The sequence below is a fragment of the Jeotgalicoccus marinus DSM 19772 genome, assembly GCF_000425825.1.
Lineage (GTDB): Bacteria > Bacillota > Bacilli > Staphylococcales > Salinicoccaceae > Jeotgalicoccus > Jeotgalicoccus marinus.
Genome location: NZ_AUEE01000005.1, coordinates 25,852 through 42,506, shown reverse-complemented (window position 1 = coordinate 42,506; position 16,655 = coordinate 25,852). Strand labels below are relative to the sequence as shown.

The 16,655-nt window shown below is 40.1% G+C and carries 12 protein-coding genes and 1 other annotated feature (1 of these 13 running past the window's edge); of the genes, 2 read left to right on the top strand and 10 right to left on the bottom strand.

What is annotated here, in order from left to right:
* The 7 genes from H624_RS12520 to parE form a co-directional block, all read right to left on the bottom strand.
* Positions 1-171, bottom strand: a complete 171-nt coding sequence (locus tag H624_RS12520; RefSeq protein ID WP_156889130.1) for a hypothetical protein — start codon at positions 169-171, stop codon at positions 1-3.
* 10 nt (positions 172-181) lie between these two features.
* Positions 182-1,417: an MFS transporter gene (locus tag H624_RS0102865; protein WP_026866247.1), complete on the bottom strand. Its 1,236-nt coding sequence runs from the start codon at positions 1,415-1,417 to the stop codon at positions 182-184.
* Positions 1,418-1,478: 61 nt separating this feature from the next.
* Positions 1,479-1,775, bottom strand: coding sequence for a TIGR04104 family putative zinc finger protein (locus tag H624_RS0102860; RefSeq protein WP_026866246.1), 297 nt, complete (start codon positions 1,773-1,775; stop codon positions 1,479-1,481).
* 14 nt (positions 1,776-1,789) lie between these two features.
* On the bottom strand, positions 1,790-2,305 hold the full coding sequence (locus H624_RS0102855) for an NUDIX hydrolase (RefSeq protein ID WP_211220883.1): 516 nt from the start codon (positions 2,303-2,305) through the stop codon (positions 1,790-1,792).
* A gap of 102 nt (positions 2,306-2,407) precedes the next feature.
* A complete protein-coding gene (locus H624_RS0102850; RefSeq protein WP_026866244.1) occupies positions 2,408-3,862 on the bottom strand; it encodes an alanine/glycine:cation symporter family protein in 1,455 nt (484 codons plus the stop codon).
* A 14-nt stretch (positions 3,863-3,876) separates the two neighbouring features.
* A complete protein-coding gene (gene parC, locus H624_RS0102845) occupies positions 3,877-6,309 on the bottom strand; it encodes a DNA topoisomerase IV subunit A (protein ID WP_026866243.1) in 2,433 nt (810 codons plus the stop codon).
* Complete coding sequence (parE, locus tag H624_RS0102840; RefSeq protein ID WP_026866242.1) at positions 6,296-8,278, bottom strand: DNA topoisomerase IV subunit B; 1,983 nt, start codon at positions 8,276-8,278, stop codon at positions 6,296-6,298. Before parE ends, parC begins: the two co-directional genes overlap by 14 nt.
* Positions 8,279-8,481: 203 nt before the next feature.
* Here parE and plsY point away from each other — a divergent pair, with 203 nt between their 5' ends.
* Positions 8,482-9,072 carry a glycerol-3-phosphate 1-O-acyltransferase PlsY gene (gene plsY, locus H624_RS0102835; protein ID WP_026866241.1) on the top strand — a complete coding sequence of 197 codons (591 nt, stop codon included), beginning with the start codon at positions 8,482-8,484 and terminating at the stop codon, positions 9,070-9,072.
* 61 nt (positions 9,073-9,133) lie between these two features.
* On the opposite strand, the gene acnA is transcribed toward plsY, so the two are convergent.
* Positions 9,134-11,839 carry an aconitate hydratase AcnA gene (gene acnA / locus H624_RS0102830; RefSeq protein WP_026866240.1) on the bottom strand — a complete coding sequence of 902 codons (2,706 nt, stop codon included), beginning with the start codon at positions 11,837-11,839 and terminating at the stop codon, positions 9,134-9,136.
* Positions 11,840-12,122: 283 nt separating this feature from the next.
* On the opposite strand from acnA, the gene mscL reads away from it, so the two are divergent.
* Positions 12,123-12,515 (top strand): large conductance mechanosensitive channel protein MscL, encoded by a 393-nt coding sequence (gene mscL, locus H624_RS0102825; RefSeq protein WP_026866239.1) that lies wholly within the window; start codon positions 12,123-12,125, stop codon positions 12,513-12,515.
* Between the two features lie 199 nt (positions 12,516-12,714).
* Here the strand turns inward: mscL and H624_RS0102820 are convergent, their stop codons facing one another.
* Positions 12,715-13,974 carry a bifunctional folylpolyglutamate synthase/dihydrofolate synthase gene (locus H624_RS0102820; protein WP_026866238.1) on the bottom strand — a complete coding sequence of 420 codons (1,260 nt, stop codon included), beginning with the start codon at positions 13,972-13,974 and terminating at the stop codon, positions 12,715-12,717.
* A gap of 6 nt (positions 13,975-13,980) precedes the next feature.
* Entirely contained in the window at positions 13,981-16,608 is a 2,628-nt protein-coding gene (locus H624_RS0102815; protein WP_026866237.1) for a valine--tRNA ligase, read from the bottom strand.
* Positions 16,609-16,653: 45 nt separating this feature from the next.
* Positions 16,654-16,655, bottom strand: a binding site (T-box leader); it runs 212 nt beyond the window's last position.

Below are 16,655 nucleotides of genomic sequence, written 5' to 3'. Positions count from 1 at the left end.
CTACTCTTCTTTCCCACTATTCCTATACATCTGATTTCCTACATACAGTAAAATAATCGCTGCAACCAAATAGACACCTGACATAAGTATGCTTGAAGATAGATTCATCAATACATTTATAAACGATGCAGTGCCTAATATGATCAACACAATACTAAAAAACTTAACCATGATATTCTCCTTACGGATTACGCCACAATATTTTCCCTGTGGTTCTTGAATTAAAAATCTTTCTATAACGATACGATATAAATATTGCTAAGGTTACTGCTATGATTGCGATCATAATCTCAAATATAAATATTGACGATACAGTAATATGTCGATTTAAGAGCCCCGTAATATACGGTAAGGTAATGAAGGCAATACTTGATGACAAGGTCACAAAGGCTGTACTTGTTCCTTTTTTCTCGGGGAAGAACTGTGCCATCAGTGTCACTGCCAGCTGGAACAGACCTGATGTCGATAGTCCAAGCATAAAGGCGATAATAAGCAGAATAATATAGTTCTCTACGACTAGAAGTGATGTTAATGAAACAATCGCAATGACTGGATAGATTATGAGTACTGTTACAGGTTTAAACACTCTATCGAGTAAGGTCGCTAAAATAATTACCGTAACAAAGCCACCTAGACTATAAATACTTAGTAGATTGATTGCCTCTGATTCTGTTAAACCAATGATCGTTTCTACATATGTCGCTAACCAAGTTTGGATGATAAGAAACAGACCGACTGACGTAAAGCCAATCGCAATAACTGTAATGCCTTCACGTAAAAATTTTGGTTTTTCCATGAAGACCGTCTTTGGTTTTAGTTTCACTTGTCTATGCGTCGATTTCTTCGGTGGTAAATATCCCCCATTCGCTTCAGGGAACTTCACACTCATTAAATGAATCGCATTAAAGAGAAAGACTGCTGCCATAATGAAAAAGGTATAACCGTAAAACATATCTCTAGCCATAAAGAATGTGATCATTAATGGTAAGATTGTTGACCCAACAGACATGAAGGCTTTAACTAAGACCGTTGCTGAACTGGTTCGATTTTTAAACACTTCGATTAGTGCCGGATATGAACTCGTATCCAATATAGAATTTCCCATACCTGCTAAAAGTGCAAACATAAATGCAATGGTGTAGGTCGGTGCAAAGGGTATGGCGCATAAAAAGACTACGTAGATTAAACATGCTGTAATAATCATCGGTCGACGACCGAGACTATCGGATAGTTTACCTGCAAAGCTAAGCGCAATCAGTTTCCCGATACCAATGGCAGAAATAAGTGCTGATATCGCAGCTGCATCGGTATTCAACTGTTCCGTTAAAAAACTCATATGTAAGGCGATAATTAAATTAATCATGCCCAGTAAAATATAATTCAAGTAGATACTTGTGCCGATTCTCACTTGTTGCATACGCTAACCTTCTTTATATAAGTATTACAGAAGTATATCAAAATTACAGAAAAAGAAAAGCCTATTGCTCTGGTGGGATATCCGTTAACTCCAAACTCACATACATATAAATTAAAGTCACTCCCGTAATCGTAATGTAGACCCAGAAATATTGAGTAATTGATGGTGGTGCAAAGAGTCCAATTAGCAACATTCCCGTAACAAGTAATAGAGGAATAATCATTCTTTTTTTCGATTTTTCCGATACATATTGTGTCTTACCACAGTAGTCACACTCTACCCCGTTCTGAGAAGCAAAATGCCCCTTAAACAACAAGAGCCCAGTCCACTGTTTCTTACAACTCGCACATTTAGTCATGATTTCTCTCCTATCTAGTCATTTTTACCACCGTAAGAATAGCGCATATCAAATAACAATTGAATTAAGCTCTTACGGTAATTTATAAAGCTTTTGTTATCGATCATCTCATAGATTTCATCAATCGAAGCCCACTTAGTATCTAGGACTTCATCATTTGGTATCTTAAGTGAATCGAGTTCTACCTCTTGATTGACGATGTATATATCATCATAGCCATGGTCAAAGGTCACTGAAAGGTGGGGTCTTTGATTTAAATCAAGCTCGATACCTAATTCTTCACTAATTTCTCTGCTGGCACCTTCCTGACTCGTTTCCCCAGCTAGTACACTGCCCCCAACTGTGATATCCCAGAGTCCGGGTGCGCCAATTTTATCCCACTGGCGTTGTTGAATCAGCATTTGATTCTCTGAATTAATAATGACCACATGAACGACTAAATGATACGTATCTTTTTTCATTTCGTCTCCTCTGACCATGGTCTCTTTTGTTAATACTCGATCCTTATCATATAAGTTCCAAAGTTCCATTACTATTCCTCATTCGTCTTTAGACATAATAGTTACCTTACCATATTTCAATTTTTCTAGACAAGAAAGAACCAACCGATTTTTGTCGGTTGGCTCATGTTCTTACTTATCATCTTCGTCTTTTCTATAATCCTCATTGCCCCACTGATTATCATCAGGCAGTTTGTAGGTGATGTTTTTCGCATAGAAAATCGGTGATTCTCCGCGGTCCTTTTGTTCCTTATAGTCCCGCATGACTTCAAACACCAGCGGACTTAAGGCAACCACCATCATTAAGTTAATAATGGCTAAGAAGGCCATGAAGAGGTCAGCTAAGGTCCACACGAGCTGAACACCTAAAACTGCACCGACTAGAGTCATAATAGTCACAATGATTCTAAATGCGGTCGTTACTTTCTTATTATCCACAATGAAACTTAAGTTACTTTGTGCATAGAAATAGTTTCCTAGAATTGTCGTAAAGGCAAATAATAGGATAAATACTGCAATGATCGTTCCACCGTAACCGAAGAATTGTTGGTCCATCGCTGCTTGAGTCACTTGGATACCTTGGGGTGCATCGGCACCAAAGCTTAAGTCTGTATACATTAAAATTACAATGGCTGTTGCTGTACAGACGATAATTGTATCGAAGTATACACCTAAGGACTGGATCAGTCCTTGTTGAACTGGGTGACGAACGGCAGCTGATGCTGCTGCGTTCGGTGCTGAACCCATACCCGCTTCATTGGAAAGGAGTCCACGCTGGAAACCATTGATAATGGCCGCACCTAAAGCACCACCAAAGACTTCTTCTAAACCAAAGGCATTCATAACAATCGTTTGTAGCATCGGGATAATCATGTCATAGTTCATAACAAGAATTATGGTAATCAGTAAAAGATAGAGTCCTGCCATGATCGGCACAATGGCAGTTGCGACATTGGCAATCCATTTGGCTCCACCAAAGATTACTAAGCCAACGACTGCTGCAACGATGACACCGGACAGCCAAGTATCTACGTTGAAGGCTTCATCATAAGCATTGGCAATGGTGTTTGACTGTAGCATGACAAAGACCACACCAAAAGTAATGGTCATGAGAATCGCAAATATGTAGCCAATACCCTTTTGATTCAAACCTTTTGTCATATAGTAGGCCGGGCCACCACGAAATCCACTTTCTGAATCTCTAACCTTATACACTTGGGCAAGTGTCGCTTCAAAGAATGCTGATGCTGCACCTAAGAGTGCGACAATCCACATCCAAAATACTGCCCCAGGACCACCGACCACAATAGCAGTTGCGACACCCGCGATATTCGCTGTCCCAATACGCTGGGCCGCACTGATTGTAAAGGCCTGGAATGAGGAAATCCCTTTCGTTCCGTCTGGCATCTTCGCTCGTTTTTCACCGAGTGAAGAAAACATAATTTTTAACCATCTAAACTGGACAAAACGCGTTGTAAATGAGAAATATAGTCCAGCGATAATTAATAGTCCAATTAAGACCTCTTGCCACAGTAAATCATTTAAAAAATTGACTGCTTGTTCAAAAACATTTAAAAAGTCTTGCATTCAATTCCTCCCCTTTATTTTTTCTCTTCTTCTATTTGAGAGAAATGTACGCGTTTGACCTGACCGAAAGTATCCTCATCGACGACGAAAGAACCATTAGAATATTTACCACTGATTCGCACTTCATTGGCTTTTGTTCTATGACTGTGATCATCTGCTAATAAGTCTATGTTAACATTCTTTCCATCTTCTACAATGGTTGCACCGATAATTACATGTGGTTTTGACTTGATATCTTTATACAACATTGAGCCAACTTGGGCACGATTACCATGTTCAAAGGTAGATAATTTCGTTCGTTTAACCGCACCACGGTTTGATACCGTAATTAAATTACCCTCATTTGGAATCACACGACCTAAAACGAGATGATCATCAGGCTTAACATTCATCGCCTTGACACCTTGAGATTTTAGTCCTGTTTCAGATACTTGGTCTAGGGCATATCTTAATGACAGACCTTTAGATGTAATAAATAATAAATCTTGTGCTTCTTTTGCCAAGGACACATCAATGACTTCATCATTCGCTTTAAGTTTCATGTTAACGATTGGCCTTGAAATTCTCGAAGCTTCAAATTCACTTAAAGCAGTCTGTTTCACCTGACCGGATTTTGTCGACATGACCACATTAATATCTTGACTAAACTGCTCTAAGGTCATCGCATAAATCGGTGCTTCATTCGATTTTAAATTGAAACGGGATGACAGGTGTTGTCCCATATCTTTCCATCTAATATCTTGAAGGTCATGGACCGGGATAATCATATAATTTCCAAGATTAGTGAAGATGAGCAGTTGTTCTAGTGTATTTGAGAACGTCGAGAACAAAACGTTATCACCTTCACGCATACCAATTTCATCGAAATTAGAGGCATTATAAGAACGGATGCTTGTTCGCTTGACATAGCCTTCCTTAGTCAGTGAGACAACTGCTTCTTCTTTAGCAATTAACTGCTCTTTAGAAATTTCAATCGTTTGGATTTCGTCTTCTATGACAGTTAAACGCTCTGAAGTATATTTTTTCTTAATCTGTCTAAGTTCAGACTTGATCACACTTTTTAGTTTCTTTGGATCATTTAAAATTTCATTTAATTGGTTGATTTGAAACTCTAATTCGTTTTGCTCCGTTTCAAGCTCTACAACGTCCGTATTCGTTAAACGGTAAAGTTGTAGCATGACAATGGCTTCAGCTTGAGCTTCTGTAAAACTATAGCGTTCAATTAAGTTTTCTTTGGCGTTTCTCTTATTCTCAGATTCACGAATCGTTTTAATAACTTCATCTAAGATTGATAGCGCCTTGATTAAGCCTTCGATAATATGCATACGTTTTTGAGCATGTTCGAGCTCATATTTCGAACGGTTAGTAATAACGATTTCTTGGTGACGGATATAAGCTTCTAAAATATCTTTTAAGCCCATCAACTTCGGTGCACGGTCGGATATTGCCACCATATTAAAGTTATATGAGACTTGTAAATCCGTCTTCTTATAGAGATAATTGATAATCGCATCGATATTGGCATCTTTTCTCGCTTCAATGACGATTCTTAGACCTTCACGGTCCGTCTCATCACGGACTTCAATAATACCGTCCACTTTTCTATCTGCACGGATTTCATCCATCTTTTTAACCAAGTTCGCCTTGTTCACTTCAAAAGGAATTTCAGTGATGACAATCAGTACCTTATTGCCCCTTGTTTCTTCCTTATTGACCACACTGCGAACGACGACGCGTCCCTTACCAGTTGTATAAGCTTTTTTCAGCTCATTCTTACCTTGAATAATGGCACCTGTTGGGAAGTCTGGTCCCTTAACAAATTCCATGAGTTCATCGATTGTTGCTGACGGCTTATCGATCACCTTTAAGGTCGCATCGATCACTTCCGCTAAGTTGTGCGGTGGAATATCAGTAGCATAACCCGCTGAAATCCCTGTTGCACCGTTGACGAGTAAGTTTGGAAACTTCGCCGGTAAGACCGCAGGTTCTTTTTCTGTATCATCAAAGTTATCGATAAAAGGCACTGTGTTCTTATTTAAATCTTTTAAGAGCTCTCCTGATATCTCAGCAAGCTTTGCTTCTGTATAACGCATGGCTGCTGCAGGGTCACCGTCGACACTCCCCTTGTTACCGTGAATCAGAATTAACTCTTCACGCATCTTCCAGTCTTGGCCAAGGCGGACCATGGCATCATAAATCGAACTCTCACCATGTGGGTGGTAGTTACCAATCACATTACCGACAGTCTTCGCACTCTTACGATAGTTTTTATCGAAAGTGTTTCCTTCTTTATACATCGCGTAAAGAATACGTCTTTGTACCGGTTTTAGGCCATCTCTTACATCTGGAATAGCACGGTCTTGAATGACGTACTTACTATAGCGTCCGAAGCGGTCGCCAATAACATCTTCTAGCTTTAATTGTTGTAATGGATTATGCTCTGCCATAGTCTTCATCACTTTCTGCTAATTTTTCTACATCTTGATTATCTAAGATACTTGTACCTTCTTCTAGGGTGAAGGAGACGTTTGAATCGATCCATTTACGTCTGATTTCTACATTATCGCCCATCAGTGTCGTCACACGTTTAAGTGACAGGGCTTCATCTTCAATGCGCACTTGAATTAAAGTACGTGTCTCTGGATTCATAGTCGTTTCCCATAGCTGTTCAGCCATCATCTCACCGAGACCTTTATAGCGCTGGAGTTCAACATTTGAACCCATCTCTCTTTGAGCTACTTCTAGTTCATCTTCAGTCCACACGTATTGGACATCTTTTTTCTTACCCTTCTTCTCTAACTTAAAGAGTGGTGGTAAGGCAATGTAAATCTTACCTGCTTCAAACAGTGGTCTCATGTAATTAAAGAAGAAAGTGAGGAGTAAGACTTGGATGTGGGCACCGTCCGTATCTGCATCGGTCATAATAATAATCTTGTCGTAGTTTGAGTCCTCTACTTTAAAATCATTACCGACACCCGCACCAATCGTATGGATAATCGTATTAATTTCTTCATTTTTGAAGATATCTTCAAATTTCGCCTTTTCAGTATTAATGACCTTACCACGTAGCGGCAAGATCGCCTGGAAACGGCGGTCACGACCTTGTTTGGCTGAGCCACCTGCAGAGTCACCCTCAACTAAGAACAATTCATTTTTCTTGGCGTTCTTACTTTGTGCGGGTGTCAACTTACCAGATAGTAAAGTATCCTTACTCTTGTTCTTTTTACCACTACGCGCATCCTCACGTGCCTTTCTGGCAGCTTCTCTTACTTGTCTTGCCTTAATTGCCTTCTTAACAAGTTGAGTCGATAAGGCCCCGTTCTCTTCTAAGAAGTATGGGAGTTGATCTGTAAGGAGTGTCTCCAGTAAGTTTCTCGCCTCACTCGTACCAAGCTTCCCTTTCGTTTGTCCTTCAAATTGTAGGAGGTGTTCTGGGAGTTTAATCGAAATGACGGCTGTTAGACCTTCTCTAATGTCAGAGCCTTCTAGGTTCTTATCCTTATCTTTTAACTCACCAATTTTACGGGCATATTCATTAAAGACTCGAGTGAAACCGGTCTTAAAACCGACCTCATGGGTACCGCCGTCTTTAGTACGGACGTTATTGACAAAGGAGAAGATTGTTTCAGAGTATTGGTCGTTAAACTGAAAGGCAACTTCTGCGACCATTTCATTATAAGTCCCTTCAAACATGACGATTTCACCAATGTCATCCTTACCTTCATTTAAGAAGCTAATGAATGATTTCAGACCATCATCATATTGGAATATTTCTTCTTCATCAGTTCTTTTATCATTAATGGTAATTTTAAGCCCACGAGTTAAGAAGGCAGACTCACGCATTCTTTCAACAATCGTTTCGAAGTTAAAGGCGATCGTCTGTTTAAAGATTTCAGGATCTGCTTTAAAAGTGACTTCTGTCCCTGTCTCTTTTGTCTTACCGACTTCTTTTAATGGCGTGTCGACCTTGCCGCCATCTTTAAAAGTAATCTCATATATTTTACCGTTTCTAAATGAACGGAGTTTTAAGTGTTCACTGAGCGCATTTACAACAGAAGACCCTACACCATGTAGTCCCCCTGACGACTTATAGGAGCCTGAAGAGAACTTCCCGCCGGCGTGTAGTACCGTAAATATGACCTCAGCAGTCGGTACACCGCTAGCATGCATACCTGTTGGTATCCCACGGCCATTGTCTCTAACTGTAATGCTTTCGTCCTTATTGATTGTAATATTGATTTCATCACCGTAGCCGTTAATAATCTCATCAACAGCATTGTCCGTAATCTCATATACCAGGTGATGTAGTCCTCTCGTATCGGTTGAACCGATGTACATACCCGGACGTTTTCTTACTGCTTCTAGTCCCTCTAGTATTTGTATGGATTCATCATTATATCCGGTTTCTTTAGCCAAGTCTGTATCCTCCTACAAACAATACAAACGTATGTTCGTTAAATTAATCTACTTATCTATTTTTACGTAAATCCAAACATTTTGCAAGAATGTTTTGTCATTAGTTTACATAATAATATTAATGGTAACTTTATATAATTATGTGATAATTTAAAGATATATGGTAAACTGTTAGTACCTGATAATAAAAAGGGGATAATCTATTGTATACAGTTCTTATTTTATTAATCTTTTCCTACCTGTTTGGGTCAATTCCGTTCAGTCTAATTATCAGTAAATTATTTTACAACATTGATTTAAGACAACATGGCAGCGGTAATGTGGGTACAACGAATACCTTTCGCATCCTCGGAAAAAAGGCAGGAATTGTCGTCCTTATTCTCGATATTTTAAAAGGTGCGATTCCAGTTTGGGTCGCCATGCTCGTCGATGTGACTGGTGACTTTCCTGTCGTGATTTACGGTGTCGTTGCAGCACTCGGACACGTCTATTCTATCTTTTTAAAATTCAAAGGTGGGAAAGCTGTTGCAACGGGTGGTGGTGCCATACTTGCTGCGAACCCAATTCTGTTTATAGTGTTAGTATCAACATTTTTAATTACCTTAAAACTATCGAAATACGTTTCCCTATCGAGTGTATTTGCAGCACTCGCCTTATTAATTGGTGTCATGTTTACCTCAGATTGGTTTATGATCATCTTTGGTATCATCCTCGGCATCGTTGTCATAGTTAAGCATATACCCAATATGAAACGTATTAAAAGTAAAACTGAACCGAAGATTACATTTATGTAAAAGAAAGATAAGTCCATCAGAACAATAAGTTCTGATGGACTTAATTTATGCCTCTCTTTACTTACGATGCGATTTTGTTACGTAGTACAAGCTGTAGGATACCACCATGACGGTAGTAATCTGCTTCTACTTCAGAGTCAAAGCGTACTTTTGCTTTGAACGTCACTTTGTCGCCGTTTTCTTTCGTTGCGACAACATCGATGATTTCTCCAGCTGTAACGGATTCATCAATATTGATATCAAATGTTTCAGAACCATCTAAGCCGTGATCTTCAGCATTTTCTCCGTTGACAAACTGTAGAGGGAGTACACCCATCATCACTAGGTTTGAACGGTGAATACGTTCGTAGCTTGCCGCGATAACTGCTTTAACGCCTAGTAGGTTTGTACCTTTAGCTGCCCAGTCACGACTTGAACCCATTCCGTAATCGTCACCAGCGATGACTACAAGGCCTGTACCATTTTTTTGGTAGTTTTGTGATGCATCATAGATACTCATCACTTCACCTGTTGGCCAGTAAGTTGTATAGCCACCTTCTGTACCTGATGCAATTTGGTTTCTAATACGGATGTTCGCGAATGTACCACGTACCATCACTTCATGGTTACCACGACGTGAACCATAAGAGTTAAAGTCTCTAGGTGATACGCCTTGTTCAATTAACCACTGCCCTGCTGGTGTATCTTTACCGATTGCACCGGCTGGTGAGATGTGGTCCGTTGTGACTGAATCCCCGAATTTACCAAGTACACGTAGGCCGTTTAACGGCTCAATTGTACCCGCTTCTTTGGATAATTTTTGGAAGAATGAAGGGTTTTGAATGTAAGTCGATTCATCTGCAAAATCGTATAATGGTGCATCTGTTACATCAATTTCATTCCATGTTTCATTTGAATCAAATACAGTTTCGTATTCTTTTCTAAATAGTTCAGGTGTGACCGTAGACATTACAGTATCTCTAACCTCTTGAATTGACGGCCAGATATCTTTCATGTATACGTCATTACCTTCTTTATCTTGTCCGATTGGGTCATTTCTAAGATCGATATCTACTGTACCTGCTAAAGCATAAGCAACAACGAGTTGTGGTGATGCTAGGTAGTTCGCTTTAACAAGCGGGTGAATACGACCTTCGAAGTTACGGTTACCAGATAGTACTGATGAAACGAGCATGTCGTTATCTACAATCGTTTCAGTCACTTCTGGGCGTAATGGACCTGAGTTACCGATACATGTTGTACAACCGTAACCAACGTGTGTGAAACCGAGTTGATCAAGGTAAGGTTGTAAGCCTGAATCAGCTAGGTAACCTGTAACAACTTTTGAACCAGGTGCCAGTGAAGTTTTTACGTACTTCGGTACAGATAAACCTTTCTCAACTGCTTTTTTAGCAATGAGTCCAGCACCTAACATAACGTATGGGTTAGATGTGTTTGTACAAGACGTAATCGCTGCAATGACTAAGTCCCCTGTTTTCAGTTCTTCAGAGTCACCGTCATTGTAGTTCACTGTTGCTGTTTTGTTAAACTCTTCTTCTGTTAAACCATGACCGTGGTTACCACTTTCAGCAGTGACAGATTTTCTATACTCATCTTTCATATCAGAAAGATTAATTAAGTCCTGTGGACGTTTTGGTCCCGCAAGTGATGGCTCAACTGTAGATAAGTCAAGTTCAACAACATCTGTGTAAGTTGGCTCTACTGCAGGGTCAAAGAATAAATTATTCTCTTTCAGATATGCTCTAACTAAGTCGATGTGTTCAGTGTCGCGACCTGTAAGTTTAAGGTAGTCTAACGTTTCTTCATCTACAGCGAAGAAGCCACATGTCGCACCGTATTCAGGTGCCATGTTGGCAATAGTTGCTCTGTCAGCTAATGGTAAGGCTGTAACACCTTCACCGAAGAATTCTACAAATTTACCAACCACACCTTTTTGTCGTAACAATTCTGTTACGCGAAGTGCTAAGTCCGTTGCAGTTGTCCCTTCAGGTAAAGCATTCGTCATACGTACACCGATTACTTCAGGTACTGGGAAGTATGAAGGTTGGCCAAGCATACCTGCTTCAGCTTCGATACCACCAACACCCCAACCAAGTACACCAAGACCATTGATCATTGTTGTATGGGAGTCTGTACCAACAAGTGTATCTGGATAAAGTACGTTCGTACCCTCTTCTTCTCTGTTATGAACGACATTTGCAAGGTATTCTAAGTTCACTTGGTGAACGATACCCGTTGCTGGTGGTACTGCTTGATAGTTATCAAATGCCTTCGTTGCCCAGCGTAAGAATTCATAACGCTCCATATTTCTTTGGAACTCAAGCTCCATGTTCTTTTGAAGTGCGTTTAAAGTACCATATTCATCAACTTGAACTGAGTGGTCAATGACTAGGTCTACTGGTACTTCAGGGTTGATTTTTTGGACGTCCCCATCAACATCGTCCATGGCTTTACGTAATGAAGCTAAATCGACAACTGCTGGTACACCAGTGAAGTCTTGAAGAATAACACGGGAAGGTTTAAAAGGCACCTCTTTCCCTTTGATATCCCCTTTGTCCCAATTTGCTAATGCTTCGATGTGATCTTCAGTAATCACCTTACCGTCATATTGACGTAAGACAGATTCCAGTAGCACACGGATTGAGTAAGGTAAATTTTGTGACTGACTTGCGCCGTTGTCAACGAGTGACTGTAAGCTATAGTAAGTGTAGTCCTTACCATTAACCGATAAAGTGCTGCGGGAATGTTCCTTTACGTTATTTGACATAATTAAAAGCCCCCTCTAAATTTAGTCATCTTAATTGTATACTGAATATATTCATAAAGTAAATGCATGAACATAATCTAATGATACGAATAAGCTAACAGTTAATTAAGTTATTATTATTTATTATAATATCATTAATAATAAATCATTATAAGTAAATTGCTCATTGATTTTTTGTTAAAATAGCATAAAATTGAAAATATAAACTTGCTTGATGATAATTTTTCCTGTATTATTACGATTCACTTGTTTTTATTTTAATTTAATCTAGGGAGGCTATTTTATGTGGCAAGAATTTAAAGATTTTATGCTTCGTGGTAACATTCTAGACCTTGCAGTCGCAGTTGTTATCGGTGCTGCCTTCGGTAAGATCGTTGAGGCACTCGTTGCCAACATCATCATGCCGTCTATCGCGTTGATTTTCGGTAACACAGACTTTGCTTCAGAATGGAGCTACATGGGTATTACTTACGGTGTGTTCATTCAAGCAATCATCGACTTCATCATCATCGGTGCTGCAGTATTCGTATTCGTTAAAGTGGTTAACAAACTATCTGGTAACCGCTTCGTTGAAGAAGAAGCAGAAGACGAGCAACTTGTATTACTACGTGAAATGAGAGACTCTCTTAAAGCCGTTGAAGGCAACAAAAACGATGGTAATGGACCATCACTTTAAGTTTTGACTAATTGAGGCCTGGTAGGATCCCCTTTTATAGGGTGTTCCTGCCAGGTTTTTTTGCTTTTGGGGGTGATGGTTGTTGGTAGTGGGCATAATGACGGGCCGCTGTCGGGGCCACAGAGAGCCGGTAAGCCCCCTTCCCTAACAACCCAAACAAAAACCCACCTAATACGCATATAAGGTGGGCACTCAAAAACTACTTCAATTGTTGTTTAATCTCACTGATAAAGTACAAGCTACCTGTAATGAGGAGCAAGTCCCCAGAAAAATTTCGGATATATTCCATATAGTCTTCGACATAGTGCTTATCTGGATGCTCGATGGCAACAAACAATACGTCACCTTTTTCGGCTTTAAAGAAGTCGAATTCTGTTACGACAAATGTATCAGCGATCATGCCGATTTTAGATACCATGCTGTCTAAGGGCTTACCTTTGACTGCTGAAAAGAGTACAGTGATTTTTTTATCACTATAAGATTCACGCATGGTTGCAACTAAGGCATCGACAGCTTCATTATTATGGGCACCGTCCATTATCACTAAGGGTGAGTGGGAAATCTTTTCGATTCTACCGCTCCAGTAAGTACGTTCAACACCAGTAATCATCTTGTTGACGTCTAAACTCACCACACCCGCTTCTTGCATTTCTAACAAGGCTGCAATAGCAATCGACGCGTTTTCTTGTTGATGGCGACCGATCATATCGAGTTTAATGTCATCGAAATCATAGCGTCCATATTTAAAGCTAAATTCTTCGCCATTAGTCGTCAAAATGATGTCTCTTTCTAGTTCAACACCTTTAGCATTCTTTTCATCGAGTACCTTATAGATATAATCACGGCAAGCGTCATCTTTAACGTTGAAGACTAAAGGAACGCCTGCTTTAATCACACCTGACTTATCTCTCGCAATATCGAGTAAGGTATCGCCTAAGATATCCACGTGATCGAGTCCAATACTGGTTAGTAAGGTCATCACTGGCGAGAATACGTTCGTCGAGTCATTGGTCGCACCGAGTCCAGCTTCAACTAAGACGATATCCACTGGGTGTAGGCGACCGAAGTAAACAAACATCATCATAGTAATAATCTCAAATTCTGTTGCATTCCCAAGATCCGTCTCAGCTACCATCGCTTCACTGACTGGACGAACAAGTGTGGCAAGTTCAGCAATATCTTCATCAGATATCGGTGAGCCATCAACTGAAATGCGTTCATTGAACACTTCTATATAAGGTGAAGTAAAGGTTCCGACACTGTAATCGTTATGATTAAGTGCATTTCTCATATACGACAGCGTCGAGCCTTTACCATTCGTTCCGACAATATGCACACCGGTAATGTTTTTCTCAGGATGGTCAAATCGTTCTAACATCCATTCCATACGCTTGATGCCAGGTTTAATACCAAATTTTGTGCGTTCGTGTATCCATTGTAGGCTGTCTTGATAATTCATCGGCCTTTACTCACCTTTCAAGCTAGAGAGTCTATTTTCAACTTCATCATACTGACTCTGGTAGCCGGCTTCTTTTTGTCGTTCTGCTTCAACGATGTCTTTTGGTGCATTACTTACGAACTTCTCATTAGATAATTTACCTTTAACACGTTTCAATTCACCATTTAAACGGTTCAGTTCATTTTCTAGTCTTTCGATTTCCTCTTCCTTATCGATTAAGCCCGCAAGTGGTAAGACAACTGTCGCACCTTTGACAACGTCCGTTTTGTCATCGTCATGTTTTTCTATAAAATCACTAATCGATAAAGTCTCAGGGTTCGTAAAGCGCTCAATATAATGTTTGTTACGCTCAACCGCCTGACGTCTCCGTTCATCTTTTACCTCGATATTAATGTCGATTGGCTTAGATAATGGCGTGTTCACTTCATTTCTCGTCGTTCTAACAGATTTAATGATGGCAACGAGTAGTTCCATCTCTAACTTCGCATCATCATAGCTTAAAGACTCATCAACGACAGGATAGTCACTCACGACAATCGATTCATCTTTAGTAATCGCTTGGTAGATTTCATCTGTAACAAACGGCATGAACGGGTGTAACATCTTCAGAATTTTATCCAGCGTATAAAGAAGCACTGAGCGTGTCATATGCTTATCACTATCACTACCTGAAGTCATCGGTACTTTTGCCATCTCGATATACCAATCACAGAAATCATCCCAAATAAAGTTATATAAGAGACGCCCAACTTCACCAAACTCATAGTCATCAGATAGACGTGTTACGTCTCTAATCGTGTCGTTTAGACGCGTTAAGATCCACTTATCTGCTAGTGATTTCTCACCACTTAAATCAATATCTTCTATGCCGAAATCTTCACCGATATTCATGAGTGAGAATCTTGAAGCATTCCAAATCTTATTTATAAAGTTCCATATACTTTCAACCTTGTCATCACTGTAGCGGAGGTCTTGACCAGGTGTTGAACCGGTCGCTAGGAAATAACGGAGTGCATCGGCACCGTATTTTTCAATAACATCCATTGGATCGACACCGTTACCGAGTGATTTCGACATCTTACGGTTTTGTTCATCACGCACAAGTCCGTGTAAAAGTACGTCAGAGAACGGTTTTTGGCCTGTATGTTCAAGTGATGAGAAGATCATTCTCGCGACCCAGAAAAAAATAATATCATAGCCTGTCACTAATACATTCGTTGGGAAATATTTCTTTAAGTCAGCCGTATCTTCTGGCCAACCCATCGTAGAAAACGGCCATAAGGCACTTGAGAACCAAGTATCTAATACATCTTCATCCTGTTCCCAGTTTTCTGAGTCAGCAGGCGCCTCTATACCAACATAAAGCTCACCTGTTTCCTTGTGGTACCAGGCAGGAATTCTATGACCCCACCACAGTTGACGTGAGATTACCCAGTCACGTATGTTCTCCATCCAGCCATTAAAAGTATGTTCAAAACGTCCTGGGACAAAATCAATACGCTGATCTGTGTCCTGGTTATTCAAACTCTTTTCTGCTAGAGGTTTCATGCTTACAAACCACTGCGTGGATAGGTAAGGCTCAACAATCGCGCCACTTCTCTCAGAGTGACCGACTGAGTGCATATGGTCTTCAACTTTAATGAGGTAACCTGCCTCATCTAAATCTTTCACTAGTTGTTTACGGCATTCAAAACGATCCATACCTTCATATTGACCACCAAGTTCATTGATAACACCGTTTGGATGCATGACGTTAATTCGTTCAAGATCATGACGGTTACCAATTTCAAAGTCATTTGGGTCATGGGCAGGCGTGACCTTCATGGCACCTGAACCAAAGTCTTTTTCAACATAGTCATCAGCAATAATCGGTAATTGTCTACCCACAATAGGTAGCTCTACAGTTTTACCAATAAAGTCCTGATAACGTTCGTCATCCGGGTGAACAACAACTGCCGTATCACCGAGCATTGTCTCTGGACGTGTCGTCGCAATTTCTAAGAAACCAGAACCGTCTGTTAAAGGATACTTAACGTGGTAGAACTTCCCTTCAATATCCTGGTGAATGACTTCGATATCAGACAATGCAGTCTGTGTTTCCGGGTCCCAGTTAATAATATACTCACCACGGTAAATTAAGCCCTTGTTATAAAGGTCTACAAAGGTCTTACGAACTGCTTTAGACAGACCTTCATCTAAGGTAAATCTTTCTTTGTCGTAATCGAGTCCGAGTCCAAGTTTCGCCCACTGTGCTCGAATATGACTCGCGTATTCCTCTTTCCAGTTCCATGAGTGTTCTAAAAATTTCTCACGGCCGATGTCGTGACGGTTAATGCCAGATTCACGGAGTCTTGCGTCTACTTTAGCCTGAGTGGCTATCCCCGCATGGTCCATACCCGGTAAGTAAAGCACATCATAACCTTGCATGCGTTTCATGCGTGTAATGATATCTTGTAAAGTCGTATCCCAAGCATGTCCAAGGTGTAACTTACCTGTGACATTCGGCGGTGGAATAACGATAGAAAATGGTGCCTTATCACTCGCTACATCTGATTTAAATAGGCCAGCTTCCACCCACTTTTCATATTTGCCTTTTTCAACTTCAGTCGGATTGTACTTCGTTGACATTTCCATATAATCACTCCTTTAAATTAAAAAACAAAAAAACTCCTGTCCTAACA